A 17971-nucleotide genomic window follows, 5' to 3' on the forward strand; every position below is an offset into this window, starting at 1 on the left:
CCTCTCACGCCTGTGCGAAGGTCTGGCGCTGGGTGCCGAGGCCGTCGATGGACAGCTCCACGGCGTCTCCGGCGCGCAGGTAGGGGTTTCCGGGGAGGCCCAGGGCGACTCCGGCCGGGGTTCCCGTGTTGATGACGTCGCCCGGTTCGAGCACCATGTACTGACTCAAGTACGCGATGACGTCGGCGACTTGGAAGATCATGTCCTTGCTGTTGCCGTCCTGCCGCTGAACGCCGTTGACCTCCAGGCGCAGCCGCAGGTCCTGCGGGTCGGCGACCTCGTCGGCGGTGACGAGCCAGGGGCCGAGCGGGTTGAAGGTCTCGCAGGACTTGCCGAGGTCCCACTGCGGGGAGAAGTCCAGCTGGAACTCGCGCTCCGACACGTCGTGGCTGACCGCGTACCCGGCGACGCAGGCGAGGGCTTCCTCGCGCCCCTCCAGGTAGCGGGCCCGGCTGCCGATGACGACACCCAGCTCCACCTCCCAGTCGGTACGGACCGAATTGCGCGGGATCAGGACCTCGTCGTACGGACCGACGACGGTGCCGGGGTCCTTCATGAAAACCACGGGCCGGGGCGGAATGGCCGCACCCGTCTCCTCCGCGTGGTCACGGTAATTGAGCCCGATACAGACAATCTTGCCGGGCCGCGCGACGGGAGCACCGACCCGAAGAGCCCCCGCCCCTTCAAGAACATCCAGCTCACCGGCCGCATGGGCGGCACGAACCCGCTCCATGCCACCCCCCGCGAGGAAGGTCCCGTCGATGTCGGAGGCAAGACCGGAAAGGTCGTACACCTGCCCGTCGTCCGCGAGAAGAGCAGGAATCTCACTCCCGCACTCACCAAGCCGCTGCAATTTCACGAGAGTTGAACTCCTAGAACGGCCCCGTGAGGGGCGCGGGGCTGTTTCGAATGTGCGGCTCCGCCGCGCGGGCGCGACCAGCCGCATCGGATCCGCACGCGGCGAACCAACCGACCGGACCTAGTCCTGCGCCCGACCCGTGGTAACCCGGGCAATCATCAGCGCGATCAGAATGATCGCCCCGTAAATGGCCTGAATCCAGAACGACGGCACCTGAGCCAGCGTCAGCAGGTTCTGCACCACACCCAGCAACAGCACACCGGTCAGCGCACCGAACATCGTGCCCTTGCCGCCGTCCATGCTGATCCCGCCGATGACCGCCGCCGCCATCACCGTGAAGATCATGTTCTGACCCTGGTTGGCGTTGATCGCCCCGACGTAGCCGGTCTGCATCAGCCCGCCCACCGAGGCGAGCACACCTGCGGTGATGAACACCCCGAGCGTGACCCGGTCGACCCGGATACCCGCGGCCTTGGCCGCCGCCGGGTTGCCGCCGATGGCGTACAGCGCACGCCCCACCCGGTGGTACTTCAGCACGATGCCCGCGATGCCGAAGCAGACGGCGGCGATCCACACGGACAGCGGAACACCGATGAACGTGGACGTCGCGAGAGCGAAGAACGCCTCCGGCATGCCGAACAGCGTCTTGCCCTCGGTCGCGCCGACCAGCAGTCCGCGCAGCACGATCAGCATCGCCAGCGTCACGATGAACGCATTCAGCTTGAGCTTCACGACCAGCGCGCCGTTGAACGCGCCGACGAGTCCGCCGACCACCAGGATCACCAGGATGCCGACGACCGCGGGCATCTCCGTGCCGAACCCCGACTGGAGGGCCGGCAGCACCAGCAGCGCACCCATCGCGGGGGCGATGCCGACGACCGACTCCAGCGAGAGGTCGAACTTGCCGGTGATCAGTACGAGCGACTCCGCCAGCACCACCATCGCGAGCGCGGCGGACGCGCCCAGGATGGAGATGATGTTGTTCCCGGTCAGGAAGGCGTCGTTGGTGAACGCACCGAGCACCACCAGCGCCAACAGGGCGGGTACGAGGGCGAGTTCGCGGGCCCTGCTGAGCAGCAGGGACTTCTTCCGGTCGGTGGGGGAACTCTTGCGCCGGTCCACCGGGGCGGTGGCCGCCTTCGAGGCTGTCGTCTCAGCCACGGTCTACTCCTTCAATGGATGCGATCAGCTCGTGGTCGTTCCAGCCGGCCGCATGGTCGGCGACGACGCGTCCGTGGAAAAGGACCAGGACGCGGTCGCAGCGCCGCAGATCGTCGATCTCGTCGGACACGACGAGGACCGCCGTGCCGTCCTCGCGCGCACTGTCCATGCGCGCGAGCAGGGATTCCTTGGACTTGACGTCGACGCCCGCCGTCGGGTTGATGAGCACGAGCAGCCTCGGGTCGGAGGCCAGCGCCCGTGCCATCACCACCTTCTGGGCGTTGCCGCCGGACAGGTCCGAGACGGGCTGGTGCGGGCCTTCGGCGTGGATGTCGAGGCGGCGGATCAGCTCTTCGCCGACCTTCCGCTTGTTCTCCGTACCGACGAATCCGCGCTTTCCGAGCCGCCCCAGGACGCTCATCGTGGCGTTGTCACCGATGCTCATCCCGGAGACGAGCCCCTGGTCGTGCCGGTCGCGCGGCACACAGGCGACACCGGCCTTCAGAGCGGCGGGCACGTCCCCGAAGGGAAGGGCCCGCCCGTCGAGCCGGGCGGAGCCCCGCTCCGCCGCGTACAGCCCGGCGAAGGTTTCCGCCAGCTCGATCTTGCCGCTGCCGCTGGTCCCGGCGAGACCGACGACCTCGCCCTCGCGGACGGTCAGGCTGATGTCCTGGTACGCGGCCGAGCCGAGCCCGTCCACCTGCAGCCGGATCGGCGCCCGGTCCGCGATGCCCGGCCGGGCGGCGCTTGCGGCCGCGGTGACGGACTCCCCCGCCATGGCCTCCACGAGGGCGGCGCGCGGGAGTTCGGCGACGGGCGCCGTGGTGATCCAGCGGGCGTCGCGCAGCACGGTGACCGCCTGGCACACCTCGTACACCTCCTGGAGGTGGTGCGAGATGAACAGGAAGGTGACGCCCGACTCCTGGAGCGTGCGCATCCTGGCGAAGAGGCGCTCGATCTCCTTGTTGTCGAGCTGCGCGGTCGGCTCGTCGAGAACGATGAACCGTGCCCCGAAGGACAGTGCCCTCGCGATCTCGACCATCTGCCGGTCCTCGACCTTGAGGTCGGCGGTGCGGGCGTCCGGGTCGACCCGGACGTCCCAGGTGTCGAGCAGCTCGGCGGCCTGGGTCCGCAGCTTCTTCCACTGGATCATCCCGCCGAAGCCGGTGGGCTGCCGGTGGATGAACAGGTTCTCGGCGACGGTGAGTTCGGGCACCACGGTCGGCTTCTGGTAGACGCAGGCGACCTTCCGCCGCCAGGCGTCCCGGTCGGAGAGCGCAGGGGCGGGCTCTCCGTCGAAGCGGACCGTACCGGCGTCGGGGGCCTGGAGCCCCGTCAGCACGGTCACGAGGGTGGACTTGCCCGCGCCGTTGCGCCCCACCAGGGCGTGCGACTCCCCGGGCATCACGGTCAGTCGGCCGTCCATGAGGGCGGTCGTGGGACCGTACCGCTTGGTGATCCCGGATGCCTCGACCAGCGGTCGGTGGGAGGCATCGGCGCGGGTCAGTGTGCTCACTTGATGTTGTTGCCCCACAGCTTCTTGTCGTCCACGTTGGCCTTGGTGACCAACGGGGCGGGCAGCTGGTCCTCCAGCATGCCGTTCGGGTGCTTGATGATCGTGGAGCCGTGGTCGGTCGGACCCTCCTTGAAGGTCTCGCCGTTCATCGCCTTCTTCACGTAGTACATGCCGTACTTGGCGTACGTGTCGGCGGGCTGGGAGACCGTCGCGTCGATCTCTCCGCTGCGGATCGCCGCGAACTCCTGCGGGATGCCGTCGTTGGAGACGATCGCGATGTGCTTCGGGTCGCCGACCTTCTTGAGCATGTTCTTGCTCTTGAGGGTCTGCAGGGTGGGTGCGAGGTAGACGCCGCCCGCCTGCATGTAGATGCCCTTGAGGTCGGGGTTGGAGTTGAGGAGGGTGTCCAGCTTGGACGCCGCGGCGTCCGACTCCCACTTCGCGGGGATCTCCAGGACCTTCAGGCCGGGGAACTTGTCCTTCACGCAGGTCCGGAAGGCCTCGGAGCGCTCCCGGCCGTTGACCGAGGCGAGGTCGCCCATGATCTGAACCACCTTGCCGGTCTTGACCTTCGACCCCAGGAACTCGCAGGCCTTCTGTCCGTACGCGACGTTGTTGGCGCGCACGATCATCGCGACCTTGCCCTTCTCGGGGGCCACGTCGACGGCGACGACCGGAACGCCCTTGCGCTCGGCCTGGTCGAGACCGGCGGCTATCGCGGCACTGTCGAGGGGAGCCACGACGAGGCCCTTGACGCCCTGGTTCAGCTGGTTCTGGATGTCGGTGATCTGCTGCGCGGGGTCGGAGTTGGAGTTGACGGTCTTGAGCGCCTCGACCTCCTCCTCCTGAGCCATCTTCGGGATGTAGTCGTTGTACGACTGCCAGAACGGAGAGGTCAGCAGAGGCAGGATCACGCCGACCTTGCCCTCGCCACCCGCCCCTGCGGCCCCGGCGTCCTTGGTACTGCCGCACGCACTGAGCGCGAGGGAGGCGCATGCCGCGAGTGCGGCCACCTGTACTACCCGTGCTCTGCTGCCTGTTGCTCTGTGCGCTGCGCTGTTCATGCTGCCGGCCATCTGTCGGCTCCTCGGTTCCTGATCGAAACGAACGGACTGCACGGATCCCCGGTCGGGGACCCGTTGACGGATCAAAAACACCAACAGGTCTTCATCCGGCCGCGCCGAATATTTATCAGACCTTTCGGGGGCTCCAACACCCCTCTTGGGCGAATTCCCCGAAAAAGTTGGCCAATTGGTCCGATGACTCTGCTGTTCATGCACGGTGCGTGCTGGATAGACTGCCGTCTGCTAGATCGCCGAAGCCCGGAGGAAAATCCCCATGGCAACGACCGCCCCTCAGACTGCTCCGGACGCACCGCAGGACTCACCGCCGGCCGCCCCGCCCGAGAAGGGCGGTTCGGTTACCCAGCGGGCGATCGAGTCCATCAAGGCAATGATCACAGAAGGCCGTTTGGAGGCGGGCCAACGGCTCCCTACCGAGCGGGACTTGGCTGCCGAGCTCGGCATCTCCCGCAGCTCCATGCGCGAGGCGGTCCGCGCCCTCACCGTCCTGGGGGTGCTGGAGTCCCGCCACGGCTCCGGGATCTACGTCACCCAACTGGAGGCGGTCGACCTCCTCGACACCTTTGGCATCGTCGCCGAGATCTCCCCGAAGCCGCGGCTCGCGGAGCTCCTGGAGGTCCGCCGCATCCTGGAGTCGGCGGCGACGGCACTGGCGGCGGCCCGGATCGACGCCGGACAACTCGCGGCACTCGACACCCAGTTGTCCGTGATGAACGAGGCGGACGACCCGGAGACCTTCCTCGCCGCCGACATGGCCTTCCACCGTACGATCACGCAGGCCGCGGGCAACGAGGCGCTGGCCGCGATCGTCGAGGGCCTCTCCTCCCGCACCTTCCGCGCGAGGGTCCGCCGGGGCCACCAGGAGGCGGGCGCCTTCGCGGTCACCCGCGAGGAACACGGCCGGATCTACCGGGCCCTGGTCGGCCGGGACCCGGAAGCGGCACGGGTCGCGGCGGCGGCGCACGTGGGCGCGGTGGAGGAGTGGCTGCGGGGACAGTTGGACGACTGAGCGTCCCGCGGCGAGTCGGGGAGGGGGCGGCGGGGGCGGGGGCCCAGGGGGCGGCGCCCTCGGCGAAGGAGGTGCCGCACGCCCGCGGAATCCCCCGTCCCCGTACGGCACTTCGACCCGGTCCCTACGGCTACTCCGGCGGGGTCGGGGTGTCCGGGCCCTGGAACATCGTCTGGATGTCCATCTCCAGCTGCACCGTCGGCCCGACGATCGCGATGCCGCGCGCGAGCATGTTCCGCCAGTTCAATGTGTAGTCCTCGCGGTGCAGTTCGGCCCTCGCGCGGGCGGCGCAGCGCAGTTCCTCCCCGTACCCGCCGTTGACGGCGCCCAGGTAGGAGGTGTCGAGGGCCACCGACCGGCTCACCCCGTGCAGGGTCAGTGCGCCCTGCACGGACCAGGTGTTGCCGCCCCGGTAGACGAACCGGTCGCTGACGAAGTCGATGTACGGGTAGTTCTCGACGTCCAGGAAGTCGCCGGAGCGCAGGTGGTTGTCGCGGGTCTTGTTGCCGGTCGTCAGGCTCGCGGCCTCGATCCGCACCCGTACCTCCGACTCCTCGGGATCGGCGGCGACCCGCACCCCGCCCTCGAACCTCTGGAACCTGCCGTGCACGTTCGCCATCCCCACGTGCTTGGCGATGAAGCGGATCGCGGTGTGCGGCGGGTCGATGGTCCACATGCCCTGCACCGGCGGCTCCAGCTGCTGGGCCACCTCCAGCTCGACGCGGCCCATGGTGAGCGCCTCGCCGGGTTCGATGTGGAAGGACCAACTGGCCGGGCGCATCCCCTCGGCGGTCATCAGCAGCCCGTACTCTCCGGCCGGCAGTGCGGCGGTGAACAGCCCGAAGAGGTCGGTGGTCCCCCGCGCGGCCACCCGCCCGTCGGACTTGGCGCTGATCACGATCTCGGCGCCGCCGAGTCTCTGCCCGACCGGGTCCACCACCTCGCAGCTGACCGTCCCGGCCCCGCGCGGCACCGGCAGCACGAGTCCGGTGCCCCGGCCCCGCCCCCTGCCGCCCACCGCACCTGTCTTCGCCCGCGCACGCCGGAGGAGGGAGAGGACCATGGAGTTCACCTTTCGCCGAAGACAACCGCCACTGCCCGGCCGCCAGACCGGAATGGCTCGTTCAGTTGTCTCACAAAGGGAACGAAGATCCGAAACCACGTCACCTCAGGGCCCCCGCAGGGGCTACGGCACCACCGCAGGGGCTACGGCGTCACCGCGGGGGGGGCTACGGCACCACCGCGGGGGTTACCGCTCCCTCGCAGGGGCTACCGCTCCACCGGCCGGTCGGGCGTGATCCGCTTCCCCCGGTGCTGCCGCCGGTAGCGCCGGTCCCACTTGTCCCGCTGTTCCCGTCGCTCGCGGTACTCCTCGTACCCGCTTCCGGAGGCGCCGCCCCCGCCGATACCGCTCCCGAACTTCACAGCCCCGTAGACCACCACGGCCCCGACCAGCCACCACACGGGCGACGAGAAGCCCATGACGAACAGCACCGCCACACCCACCACCAGCAGAACGACCATGACAGGCTCCCTAAGCCTCGACCGCACTCGCCACATCCGGGAACACGGTCAGCAGCCGTCGCAGCCCGCTGACCGTCAGCGCGTCCTCGACCGCTTGCGAGGGCGCGACCAGGCGCAATTCGCTGCCGTACGACCGGGCCCGCCGCCACACCGCGGTCAGCATGCCGGCCCCCAGCAGGCCGCACTCCCGTACGCCCGACACATCGAGCACCCACGGCACACCGGCCCGGCACCCGAACTCCGCGAGCTTCGCCCGCCCGAGCCTGCGCCCGGCCACGACGACGACCGGCAACAACCCGGGAACGACCCGCAGCGCCACGGGTACGGGTACGGGTGCGTAAAGAGGAACGACCTCAGGAGAAGACCCACGCTCAGGAGCTGGACCCAGATGCATCACACGCCGCCTCGACAGATCTCACATGCCGGGGTCCGGGGCCTCGCGCCCCAGCCTAGACCTGCCGGGGGCGGGCGAACAGGGCCCTGCGCGTGCGAGCGGAAGACCTCACGCCGCGAACGCTTCTGCAGTAAGGCAGTGGGCACACGGCTCAGTAGGGTGGCGCCCATGGGTGCGTTCCCGCCGTTCCTGATCCTGACCGGCGCTCCTGCAGCAGCGGCCACCACCGGCCGCACGAGGAAGCAAGGAAGCAGGGAGAAACCAGCATGGCGATTCAGCGGATGGACAACGTCGGCATCGTCGTCGAGGACATGGATGCCGCCCTCGCGTTCTTCGTGGAACTCGGTATGGAGCTGGAGGGCAGGACGGAGGTCGAGGGCCTCGTCGCCGACCAGTGCACCGGCCTCGACGGCGTCCACTGCGACATCGCGATGCTCCGGACCCCGGACGGTCACAGCCGGCTCGAACTGTCGCGGTACCGCAGCCCCGCGGCGATCAGCTCCGGGCCGCGCAACCCGCCGCACAACATCCTGGGCACGCACCGCGTCATGTTCGCCGTCGACGACCTCAAGGACACCGTCGCCCGCCTGCGTCCGCACGGCGCCGAACTCGTCGGCGAGATCGCCAGGTTCGAGGACAGCTATCAGCTCTGCTACGTCCGCGGCCCGGAGGGCATCATCGTCGGACTGGCCGAGCAACTGAGCTGATCACAGCAGGTCAGAACGTTCCTGCGTGAACTCGCTGCGGTGGGGCAGGTGGGACTCGAACCCACGGCCGACGGATTATGAGTCCGCTGCTCTAACCGGCTGAGCTACTGCCCCCACACGGCGTGGCGCGTACACATGTACGCGCCGTCTGCCGCAGCATAGCCGGTCATACGATCTCCTGCCTCGGATGGTCGGCAACGCATGACCATGAGGACTTACGCGTCGCCCGGACGGTTCCCGAACGTGCCGCACACCACACCCAGGGGCGCACGCACACACGAAAAGAGGGCCTCCGTGGAGGCCCTCTTCCCTTACTGCTCCCCCGACTGGACTCGAACCAGTAACCCTCCGGTTAACAGCCGAATGCTCTGCCAATTGAGCTACAGGGGACCGCGCTCCCCCGACTGGACTCGAACCAGTAACCTGCCGATTAACAGTCGGCTGCTCTGCCAATTGAGCTACAGGGGATTGCTGCGGTTGCATCGAATGCACCCACTCCCAGTCGTCCCGGGGGCGTGCGCTCGCTGCGAGACATACATTAGCGCAAGCAGGGGGGTGCTCCGCCAATCGGTATGCCCCGGGATGATCAGCGGGCAGCACGGGTAGGCGGCCAGCACACCGACACCGTTGCAGGAGAAGGGTGGCAGCCATGCGCTACCGGCTCACGTTCGTCGCCGGTCTGGCCCTCGGATACGTGCTCGGCACCCGGGCCGGGCGCGAGCGGTACGAGCAGATCAGGAAGTCCGCCCTGCGGATCTCCCAGAACCCGGCCGTGCGGAACACCGCCGAGTCGGCCGCCCAGAGCGGCCGGGAGTTCGCGGGCAAGGCCATGCACACCGTCACCGACAAGGTCGGCGACAAGATGGGCAACCGGGTCCCCGAGTCCGTCGCCCAGCGGGTGCGGTCGCTGAAGGGGCGCAGGCAGAGCGGCGAGGACGACTGGGGCACCAGCAACACCTGAGGCACGGGCGCCAGCACCATCTGAGGCACGGCTGCCGCATCCCGCCCCGGTGGGGTGCGGCAGAATCGTGCGCATGGGCATAGTCGCGGGGTTGGACAGTTCGGCCGGATTCACACACGTCGTCGTCTGCGACACCGACACCGGTGCCGTACTGCGTGAGGGGTACGCCCCCCATCCGGTCGAGGAGAAGGCCACCGAGGCCGATCCGCAGGCGTGGCTGCTGTCACTGGGCGAGGCCGCCGCGGACGGGCTGCTCGACGACGTACAGGCGATCGGGGTGTCCGCGCAGCAGCACGGGCTCGTACCTCTTGACGCGCACGGGACGCCGGTGCGGGCCGCGCTGCTGGGCAACGACAAGCGGGCTCAGGTCGCCGCGGCCGATCTGGTGGAGGCGCTGGGCAGCAGGCAGGCGTGGGCGGAGGCCGTGGGTACGGTTCCGACGTCGCCGCAGCCGCTGGCCAAGCTGGCCTGGATGGCGCGGCACGAGCCGCAGAACGCGGCGCGGGTCGCGACCGTGATGCAGCCGCACGACTGGCTGGTGTGGCAGCTGCTGGGCAGGCCCGCCCGCCGGACCACCGACCGGGGCGCGGCTTCCGGCACCGGTTACTGGTCGGCGGCCACGGGTGCCTACCGGCCGGACCTGGTGGAGCTGGCGCTCGGGCACCAGGCCGCGCTGCCGGAGGTGCTCGGCCCTTCGGACGCCGCGGGGACCACGCCGGAGGGGCTGCTGATCTCGGCGGGTACGGGCGAGACGATGGCCGCCGCTTTCGGGCTCGGGGTCGGGATCGGGGACGCCGTCGTGTCGCTGGGGGCTTCGGGCTCGGTGATGGCGGTGCACCACGAGGCGCTGGCCGATTCGAGCGGGATGATCACGTCGTTCGCCGATGCCACGGGGATGCACCTGCCGGTGGTGCATACGTCGAACGCGGTACGCGCGCTGCGGGGGACGGCCGAACTGCTGAGCATGGAGGGCGGGTTGGAGGAGCTGTCGGCGTTGGCGCTGAAGTCGACGCCGGGGGCCTCCGGGCTCGTACTGCTGCCGTATCTGGAGGGGGAGCGGACGCCGTGGCTGCCGCAGGCGGCGGGCACGCTGTTCGGGCTGCGGCGGGAGTCGATGAAGCCGGAGCACCTGGCGCGGGCGGCCTTCGAGGGGATGCTGTGCTCGCTGGCCGACGCGATGGACGTGCTGCGCTCGCGCGGGGTGCAGGTGCGGCGGGTGTTCCTGCTGGGGGCCGCCGCCGAGCTGCCGGCCGTGCAGGCGATGGCGCCGATGATCCTCGGTACGCAGGTGGTCGTGCCGCAGCCCGCGCAGTACGCGGCCCTGGGGGCGGCCCGGCAGGCGGCGTGGGCGCTCGGGGTGGCGCAGGGGACGCTGTCGCCGCAGGCTCCGCCGGCCTGGCAGGGGGCGGTGGCGCAGGTGCTGGAGCCGGGCGAGGAGCTGGCGGCGGGCGGGGCGGTGCGGCAGCAGTACGCGGCGACGCGGGAGCAGATCCATCCTGGGGCATTCGAGGCGGCCCTTTAGGGGCGCGGGGAACTGCGCGGCCGGCCACGACGCACCCCCGCGGGGCCCCGCCGCCCCGCCCCGCGGGGGAAGGACTTGACCCGGGTTTGGTGTAAACCCTTGGGCACAGCGGGCGTGGTTGCCGGAGGATGGGGGGTCGCACCCCCTGCCCCCGCCGCCCGACGAAAGACTGCGCGTGCTTCTCAAGCTTCTGCGGGCCCATCTCGGCCCGTACAAGAAACCCATAGCCCTGCTGGTGGTGCTGCAGCTGTTGCAGACCAGCGCCTCCCTCTATCTGCCCACCCTCAACGCGGACATCATCGACAACGGTGTCGTGAAGGGGGACACGGGTTACATCCTGGAGTTCGGCGCGCTCATGATCGCGGTGAGCGTCTTCCAGGTCGTCTGCAACGTCGGAGCCGTCTTCTACGGGGCGCGGACCGCTTCGGCGCTCGGGCGCGACGTCCGGGCCGCGGTCTTCGCCCGGGTGCAGAGCTTCTCGGCGCGGGAGGTCGGCCAGTTCGGCGCACCGTCGCTGATCACCCGTACGACCAATGACGTCCAGCAGGTGCAGATGCTGGTCCTGATGAGCTTCACGCTGGTGGCGTCCGCGCCGATCATGTGCGTGGGCGGCATCATCATGGCGCTCGGCCAGGACGTGCCGCTGTCGGGCGTGCTGCTCGCGGTGGTGCCGGTGCTCGGCATCTGTGTCTCGCTGATCATCCGGAAGATGCGGCCCCTCTTCCGGTCCATGCAGACCCGGCTCGACACCGTGAACCGGGTGCTGCGCGAGCAGATCACCGGCAACCGGGTCATCCGGGCGTTCGTGAAGGACGAGTACGAGCAGGACCGGTTCCGCAAGGCGAACCAGGACCTGACGGACGTGTCGATGGCGACCGGCCGGCTGATGGCCCTGATGTTCCCGATCGTGATGACCGTGGTGAACGTGTCGAGCGTCGCGGTGGTCTGGTTCGGTGCGCAGCGGATCGACAGCGGGGGCATGCAGATCGGTGCGCTGACCGCGTTCCTCGCCTATCTGATGCAGATCGTGATGTCCGTGATGATGGCCACCTTCATGTTCATGATGGTGCCGCGCGCGGAGGTGTGTGCCGAGCGGATCGAGGAGGTCCTGGGCACCGAAAGCAGTGTGGTGCCGCCGGTGGCGCCGGTCTTCGAACTGCGGCGCCACGGTCAACTGGAGCTGCGGGGAGTCGAGTTCAGCTACCCGGGCGCCGAGGAGTCCGTACTGAAGGACATCCGGATCGACGCGTATCCGGGCGAGACGACCGCGATCATCGGGTCGACCGGCAGTGGGAAGTCGACGCTGCTCGGGCTCGTCCCGCGGCTGTTCGACGCGACCGGCGGAGAGGTGCTGGTCGACGGGGTGGACGTCACGACGCTGGATCCGGTGCTGCTCGCGAAGACGGTGTCGCTGGTTCCGCAGAAGCCGTATCTGTTCTCGGGGACGGTCGCGAGCAATTTGCGGTACGGAAAGCCGGACGCGACGGACGAGGAGCTGTGGCGGGCGCTGGAGACGGCGCAGGCGCGGGATTTCGTGGAGCTGCTGGACGGCGGGCTCGACGCTCCGATCTCGCAGGGCGGTACGAACGTTTCGGGTGGCCAGCGGCAGCGGCTCTCGATCGCGCGGACGCTGGTGCAGCGGCCCGAGATCTATCTGTTCGACGACTCGTTCTCCGCGCTGGACTACGCGACGGACGCGGCCCTGCGGGCCGCGCTCGGGCGGGAGACCGCGGAGGCGACCGTCGTCATCGTGGCGCAGCGGGTGTCGACCATCCGTGACGCGGACCGGATCGTCGTGCTGGACGAGGGCCGGGTGGTGGGGACGGGGCGCCACCACGAACTGATGGAGAGCAATGAGACCTACCGGGAGATCGTGCTCTCCCAGCTGACGGAGGCTGAGGCGGCATGAGCGGGCCTGGTGGACGCATGATGGGACCTCCGGCCGAGAAGTCGATGGACTTCCGCGGGTCGGCGAAGCGGCTGGTGCGCCGCCTCGCGCCGGAGAAGGCAGTGCTGTGGGTGCTGTTCGTGGCGCTGGTCTTCAGCGTCGCGCTGTCGGTGATCGGGCCGAAGATCCTCGGCGCGGCGACCGACCTGCTCTTCGCGGGGATCGTGGGCCGGACCATGGAGCCCGGCGGCACCAAGGAACAGGCGATCGAGGGGCTGCGCAAGAGCGGTGACGGCACCCTCGCGGACATGCTGTCCGGCGTGGACTTCGTCCCCGGGCAGGGGATCGACTTCGGCGCGGTGGGCGGCGTGCTGCTGGTGGTCCTCGCGGTGTACGTAGGGGCCGGCCTGCTGATGCTGGTGTCGACGCGGATGGTGAACCTGGCGGTCAACCGGACCGTGTACCGGATGCGCGAGGACGTACAGGCGAAGCTGTCGCGGCTGCCGCTGGCGTACTTCGACCGGGCCAAGCGCGGCGAGGTCCTGTCACGGACGACGAACGACATCGACAACATCGGCCAGACCATGCAGCAGACCATGGGTCAGCTCATCAACTCGGTGCTGACCGTGGTCGGCGTGCTGATCATCATGTTCTGGATCTCGCCGCTGCTGGCGGTGGTGGCGCTGGTGACGGTGCCGCTGTCGGTGGTCGTGGCGGCGAAGGTCGGCAAGCGCTCGCAGCCGCAGTTCGTGGCGCAGTGGAAGACGACCGGCGCCCTGAACGCGCACATCGAGGAGATGTACACCGGGCACTCGCTGGTCAAGGTCTTCGGGCGCCAGGACGAGTCGGCGGAGGCGTTCAGGGAACAGAACGACAAGCTGTACGAGGCGGGCTTCAAGGCGCAGTTCAACAGCGGGATCATGCAGCCGCTGATGATGTTCGTGTCGAACCTGAACTATGTGCTGGTGGCCGTGGTGGGTGGTCTGCGGGTCGCTTCGGGGACCCTGTCCATCGGCGACGTACAGGCTTTCATCCAGTACTCGCGGCAGTTTTCGATGCCCCTGACGCAGGTTGCTTCCATGGCCAACCTGGTGCAGTCCGCGGTGGCTTCGGCGGAGCGGGTCTTCGAGCTGCTCGACGCCGAGGAGCAGACACCGGACGCGGTGGACGCGCCGGGGCTGCCGGTGACGGGCGCCGACGAGCTGCGGGGCGCCGTGGAGCTGGAGAACGTCTCCTTCCGGTACGAGGCGGACAAGCCGCTGATCGAGGACCTGTCGCTGCGGGTCTCCCCCGGGCAGACGGTCGCGATCGTCGGACCGACGGGTGCGGGCAAGACGACCCTGGTGAACCTGCTGATGCGGTTCTACGAGGTGACCGGGGGTCGGATCACCCTGGACGGCGTCGACATCGCGAAGATGTCGCGGGAGGAACTGCGCTCCGGGGTGGGGATGGTGCTCCAGGACACCTGGCTGTTCGGGGGGACGATCGCGGACAACATCGCGTACGGGGCGGCGGGTTCGGTCACGCCGGAACAGATCGAGGAGGCGGCTCGGGCCGCGCACGCCGACCGGTTCGTGCGGACGCTGCCGGACGGGTACGACACCGTCATCGACGACGAGGGGGCGGGGGTCAGCGCGGGCGAGAAGCAGCTGATCACGATCGCTCGGGCGTTCCTGTCGGACCCGGTGATCCTGGTGCTGGACGAGGCGACGAGCTCGGTCGACACGCGGACCGAGGTGCTGATCCAGAAGGCGATGGCGCGGTTGGCGCACGGGCGGACCTCGTTCGTGATCGCGCACCGGCTGTCGACCATCCGGGACGCGGACGTGATCCTGGTGATGGAGAACGGCGCGATCGTGGAACAGGGGACGCACGGGGAGCTGCTGGCGGCGCAGGGGGCTTATGCGCGGCTGTACGCGGCGCAGTTCGCGCAGGCGGTGGTGGAGGTGGAGTAGACGGGCCTCCGGCCGGGGGCGTGGGGGCTGCTTGCTGTGCCGGCACCCGTACGTGCGGGTGGCGTGGGGCGGTGGGCATCGTGCGGGTGCGTCGTGGCTGGTCGCGCCCACGCGGCGGAGCCGCACATCAACACAGCCCCGCGCCCCTAAATGCCTGCCCCTCGCGACCGCCCGCGCCGAGCGCCCCTCAGTCCAGGTAGCCCCTCAGCTGGTCCGCGAAAGTGTGGTCCCTCAGTTTGTTGAGGGTCTTGGACTCGATCTGGCGGATGCGTTCTCGTGTGACGCCGAAGATGCGGCCGATCTCCTCAAGCGTGCGGGGGCGGCCGTCCGCCAGGCCGTAGCGGAGCTGGACCACCTTGCGTTCGCGTTCGCCGAGGGTGGAGAGGACCGCTTCCAGGTGTTCGCGCAGGAGGATGAAGGCGGCGGATTCGACCGGGGACGTCGCGTCGCCGTCCTCGATGAGGTCGCCGAGCGCCACGTCGTCCTCCTCGCCCACCGGGGCGTGCAGGGAGACCGGTTCCTGGGCGAGGCGCAGGACCTCGCCGACCCGTTCCGGGGTGAGGTCGAGCTGGGCGGCGACCTCTTCCGGGGTGGGTTCGCAGCCCCGCTCCTGGAGCATGCGGCGCTGTACCCGTACGACACGGTTGATGAGTTCGACCACGTGGACGGGGACCCGGATCGTACGGGCCTGGTCGGCGAGGGCCCGGGACATGGCCTGGCGGATCCACCACGTCGCGTACGTGGAGAACTTGAAGCCGCGGGCGTAGTCGAACTTCTCGACGGCCCGGATCAGGCCCAGGTTGCCCTCCTGGACCAGGTCCAGCATGGTCAGGCCCCGGCCGACGTACCGTTTCGCCACGGAGACGACCAGCCGCAGGTTGGCCTCGATGAGACGGCGTTTCGCCATGCGGCCCCGTACCACCAACTTGTCGAGGTCCAGGGCGAGTCGGGAGTCGAGATCGGTCGCTCCCGCGAGTTTCTCCTCGGCGAAGAGGCCCGCTTCCACACTGCGGGCGAGTTCGACCTCGTCGGCCGCGGTGAGGAGCGGTATGCGGCCGATCTCCCGTAAGTACTGGCGGAAGAGGTCGGAGGACGGGGTGGCGGACTCGCCGGCCCGGTGCGGTCGTTCGGGAGGATCGGGGCGTTCTTCCTCCTGCTCCCGTTCCCGCTCCGGTTCTCGTCCCTCCACTGCGTCCTCGGCGGGCTCCGTCGCCTCCGCCGTCGCTTCCGGATGGCGCTCGGCGCGGCTCTGCGTGGGTACGGCCGCGACCAGATCGGTCAAGGTCTGGGTCTGCACGGGGGCGACCTCCAGGTTGAACGCTGCCGGGTCGGAGCCTCAGGCACCGCACCCAGTGTGGGGTGCGACACACGACCGCCGCGAGGGGCGTGCGGTGACTTTTTGAGTCCGGTCCGTGACCGGGTGGTTACCCGGAGGGAGTCGACGAGCGCGCGGAGGAGCGTTAGAGAGCTGCCGCGCCGTGGTTGCGCAGCGAGCGGGCGTACTGCTGGAGGACCCAGAGTTCGTTCTGCACGGCGGCCAGGTGGGCGGGGTCGCCCTGGCTGCCGACGCGGGCCAGGGAGCCCTGGACCTCAAGGATGCGGCGGTCGACGGCGCGCAGGCGGACCTGGACGAGCTGGACGCCCGCGTAGATCTCGTCGACGGTCTTGACGTGGATCGCTTCGACGGCGAGCTCGGTGACCATGGCCCTGACCTGGTCGTTGATCGCCGTCTCGCGGACCCGGGCGAGGTAGTCGGCGGCGGCCTGGGCGCCCAGCTCGACGCCGCCCGCCTCCTCGATGGTCTGCCGCACGACGGCGTAGGGGGGTGCGGTGAACTCGTCCGCGCCGTATCCGTCGAAGGCGGGTGACACCAGGTCGGGGCGCTGGAGGGCGAGTTTGAGCAGCTCGCGCTCGGTGCGGTGGACCGGGCTGCGCAGGTTCAGCGCCGGGCCCGTGATCACTGGAGCGGCGGGCTCCGTGTCGTACTGCCGGCGGGTCTGCTGCTGCGGGCCCCGCCCGCCCCGGTCCTTCGCCCAGCGCGCCTGCTGGGCGATGCGCTTGACCACGAACTGGGTGTCGAGGATGCCGAGCATCCCCGCGAGCTGCACCGCGACGCCGTGCTGCATCGCGCTGTTCTTGATCCTGGCGACGACCGGGCCCGCCTCGTCGAGGGCGGAGGCACGGCCCGCCGGGGTTTCCAGGTCGTACCGCCCGGTGATCTGGCGCAGCGCGAACTCGAAGAGCGGGGTGCGGGGCTGGGTCAGGTCGACCACGGCGGCGTCACCCTTGACGAGGCGCAGGTCGCAGGGGTCCATGTTGTCCGGGGCGATCGCGATGTACGTCTCGGCGGCGAACTTCTGGTCGTCCTCGAAGGCCCGCAGCGCCGCCTTCTGGCCGGCCGCGTCGCCGTCGAAGGTGAAGATCACGCGGGCGCTGCCGTTGTCCATCAGGAGGCGGCGGAGGATCTTGATGTGGTCGCCGCCGAAGGCGGTGCCGCAGGTCGCGATGGCGGTGGTGACGCCGGCCAGGTGGCAGGCCATGACGTCGGTGTAGCCCTCGACGACGACGGCCCGGCTGGACTTCGCGATGTCCTTCTTGGCCAGGTCGATTCCGTACAGGACCTGGGACTTCTTGTAGATCGGGGTCTCGGGGGTGTTGAGGTACTTCGGCCCGTTGTCGTCGTCGCGGAGCTTGCGCGCGCCGAAGCCGACGACCTCGCCGCCGATGTCGCGGATCGGCCACATCAGCCGGCCGCGGAAGCGGTCGATGGGGCCGCGGCGGCCGTCCTGGGAGAGCCCGGAGGTGATGAGCTCCTTGTCGCTGAAGCCCTTGCCGCGCAGGAACCGGGTGAGGTGGTCCCAGCCCGCCGGGCTGTAGCCGACGCCGAAGTGGGCGGCGGCCGCCTGGTCGAAGCCGCGCTCGGCGAGAAAGGCGCGGCCGATCTCCGCCTCGGGGCTCTCCAGCTGCTGGCTGTAGAAGTCCGCGGCGGCCTTGTGCGCCTCGACGAGCCGGGTGCGTTCGCCGCGCTGGTTGGAGGGGTTGTAGCCGCCCTCCTCGTACCGCAGGGTGATGCCCGCCTGCGCGGCGAGGCGCTCGACCGTCTCCGCGAAGGTGAGGTGGTCGATCTTCATCACGAAGGCGATCGTGTCGCCGCCTTCCTGGCAGCCGAAGCAGTGGAAGAGACCCTTGCTCGGACTGACCTGGAAGGACGGGGACTTCTCGTCGTGGAAGGGGCAGAGGCCCTTGAGGTTGCCGCCGCCCGCATTGCGGAGCTGAAGGTATTCGGACACGACGGCGTCGATCGGGAGCGCCTCCCGGACCGCCTTCACGTCGTCGTCATTGATCCTGCCTGCCACGCGTGAAGTGTACGGGGAGGGTCGGACACTGTGGCGT

15 protein-coding genes and 3 tRNA genes are annotated in these 17971 nt (G+C 69.5%); 6 read left to right on the forward strand and 12 right to left on the reverse strand.

Annotated features, from left to right (window positions below):
• Positions 1 to 4 precede the first annotated feature (4 nt).
• From AB0D18_RS00690 to AB0D18_RS00705, 4 genes are all read right to left on the reverse strand, one after another.
• Positions 5 to 859, reverse strand: a complete 855-nt coding sequence (locus AB0D18_RS00690) for a fumarylacetoacetate hydrolase family protein (RefSeq protein ID WP_362410505.1) — start codon at positions 857 to 859, stop codon at positions 5 to 7.
• 120 nt (positions 860 to 979) lie between these two features.
• A complete protein-coding gene (locus tag AB0D18_RS00695; protein ID WP_362412061.1) occupies positions 980 to 1981 on the reverse strand; it encodes an ABC transporter permease in 1002 nt (333 codons plus the stop codon).
• Between the two features lie 31 nt (positions 1982 to 2012).
• Entirely contained in the window at positions 2013 to 3446 is a 1434-nt protein-coding gene (locus tag AB0D18_RS00700; RefSeq protein WP_362412064.1) for a sugar ABC transporter ATP-binding protein, read from the reverse strand.
• Between the two features lie 86 nt (positions 3447 to 3532).
• Positions 3533 to 4612, reverse strand: coding sequence for a sugar ABC transporter substrate-binding protein (locus AB0D18_RS00705; RefSeq protein ID WP_362410508.1), 1080 nt, complete (start codon positions 4610 to 4612; stop codon positions 3533 to 3535).
• A 262-nt stretch (positions 4613 to 4874) separates the two neighbouring features.
• Between AB0D18_RS00705 and AB0D18_RS00710 the strand changes: the two genes are divergently transcribed.
• Positions 4875 to 5627: a FadR/GntR family transcriptional regulator gene (locus AB0D18_RS00710; RefSeq protein ID WP_362410511.1), complete on the forward strand. Its 753-nt coding sequence runs from the start codon at positions 4875 to 4877 to the stop codon at positions 5625 to 5627.
• Positions 5628 to 5757: 130 nt separating this feature from the next.
• Here AB0D18_RS00710 and AB0D18_RS00715 read toward each other — a convergent pair whose 3' ends face one another.
• From AB0D18_RS00715 to AB0D18_RS00725, 3 genes are all read right to left on the reverse strand, one after another.
• Entirely contained in the window at positions 5758 to 6690 is a 933-nt protein-coding gene (locus AB0D18_RS00715) for a YceI family protein (RefSeq protein ID WP_362410514.1), read from the reverse strand.
• A 206-nt stretch (positions 6691 to 6896) separates the two neighbouring features.
• Positions 6897 to 7151, reverse strand: coding sequence for a hypothetical protein (locus AB0D18_RS00720; RefSeq protein ID WP_362410517.1), 255 nt, complete (start codon positions 7149 to 7151; stop codon positions 6897 to 6899).
• A 10-nt stretch (positions 7152 to 7161) separates the two neighbouring features.
• Positions 7162 to 7545 (reverse strand): STAS domain-containing protein, encoded by a 384-nt coding sequence (locus AB0D18_RS00725; RefSeq protein WP_362410519.1) that lies wholly within the window; start codon positions 7543 to 7545, stop codon positions 7162 to 7164.
• Between the two features lie 266 nt (positions 7546 to 7811).
• On the opposite strand from AB0D18_RS00725, the gene AB0D18_RS00730 reads away from it, so the two are divergent.
• Complete coding sequence (locus AB0D18_RS00730; protein WP_362410522.1) at positions 7812 to 8252, forward strand: VOC family protein; 441 nt, start codon at positions 7812 to 7814, stop codon at positions 8250 to 8252.
• 40 nt (positions 8253 to 8292) lie between these two features.
• Here the strand turns inward: AB0D18_RS00730 and AB0D18_RS00735 are convergent.
• The 3 genes from AB0D18_RS00735 to AB0D18_RS00745 form a co-directional block, all read right to left on the reverse strand.
• Positions 8293 to 8366 (reverse strand) — tRNA-Ile (locus AB0D18_RS00735).
• Positions 8367 to 8569: 203 nt separating this feature from the next.
• Positions 8570 to 8642: transfer RNA gene (locus tag AB0D18_RS00740), tRNA-Asn, on the reverse strand.
• 5 nt (positions 8643 to 8647) lie between these two features.
• Positions 8648 to 8720: transfer RNA gene (locus AB0D18_RS00745), tRNA-Asn, on the reverse strand.
• A 181-nt stretch (positions 8721 to 8901) separates the two neighbouring features.
• Here AB0D18_RS00745 and AB0D18_RS00750 point away from each other — a divergent pair.
• The 4 genes from AB0D18_RS00750 (at position 8902) to AB0D18_RS00765 (ending at position 14578) form a co-directional block, all read left to right on the forward strand.
• Positions 8902 to 9213 carry a YtxH domain-containing protein gene (locus tag AB0D18_RS00750; protein ID WP_362412067.1) on the forward strand — a complete coding sequence of 104 codons (312 nt, stop codon included), beginning with the start codon at positions 8902 to 8904 and terminating at the stop codon, positions 9211 to 9213.
• Between the two features lie 73 nt (positions 9214 to 9286).
• A complete protein-coding gene (locus tag AB0D18_RS00755; RefSeq protein WP_362410525.1) occupies positions 9287 to 10735 on the forward strand; it encodes an FGGY family carbohydrate kinase in 1449 nt (482 codons plus the stop codon).
• Positions 10736 to 10910: 175 nt separating this feature from the next.
• Positions 10911 to 12644: an ABC transporter ATP-binding protein gene (locus AB0D18_RS00760; RefSeq protein ID WP_362410528.1), complete on the forward strand. Its 1734-nt coding sequence runs from the start codon at positions 10911 to 10913 to the stop codon at positions 12642 to 12644.
• Entirely contained in the window at positions 12641 to 14578 is a 1938-nt protein-coding gene (locus AB0D18_RS00765; RefSeq protein ID WP_362410531.1) for an ABC transporter ATP-binding protein, read from the forward strand. The genes AB0D18_RS00760 and AB0D18_RS00765 overlap by 4 nt, the downstream gene beginning before the upstream one ends.
• A 187-nt stretch (positions 14579 to 14765) precedes the next feature.
• Here AB0D18_RS00765 and AB0D18_RS00770 read toward each other — a convergent pair whose 3' ends face one another.
• The gene (locus AB0D18_RS00770; RefSeq protein WP_362412070.1) at positions 14766 to 15890 is read right to left on the reverse strand and encodes an RNA polymerase sigma factor; all 1125 of its coding nucleotides are present in this window, start codon (positions 15888 to 15890) and stop codon (positions 14766 to 14768) included.
• Positions 15891 to 16038: 148 nt separating this feature from the next.
• Positions 16039 to 17934, reverse strand: a complete 1896-nt coding sequence (dnaG, locus tag AB0D18_RS00775; protein WP_362410534.1) for a DNA primase — start codon at positions 17932 to 17934, stop codon at positions 16039 to 16041.
• Positions 17935 to 17971 lie beyond the last annotated feature (37 nt).

The organism is Streptomyces sp. NPDC048442 (assembly GCF_040651475.1).
Taxonomy (GTDB): domain Bacteria; phylum Actinomycetota; class Actinomycetes; order Streptomycetales; family Streptomycetaceae; genus Streptomyces.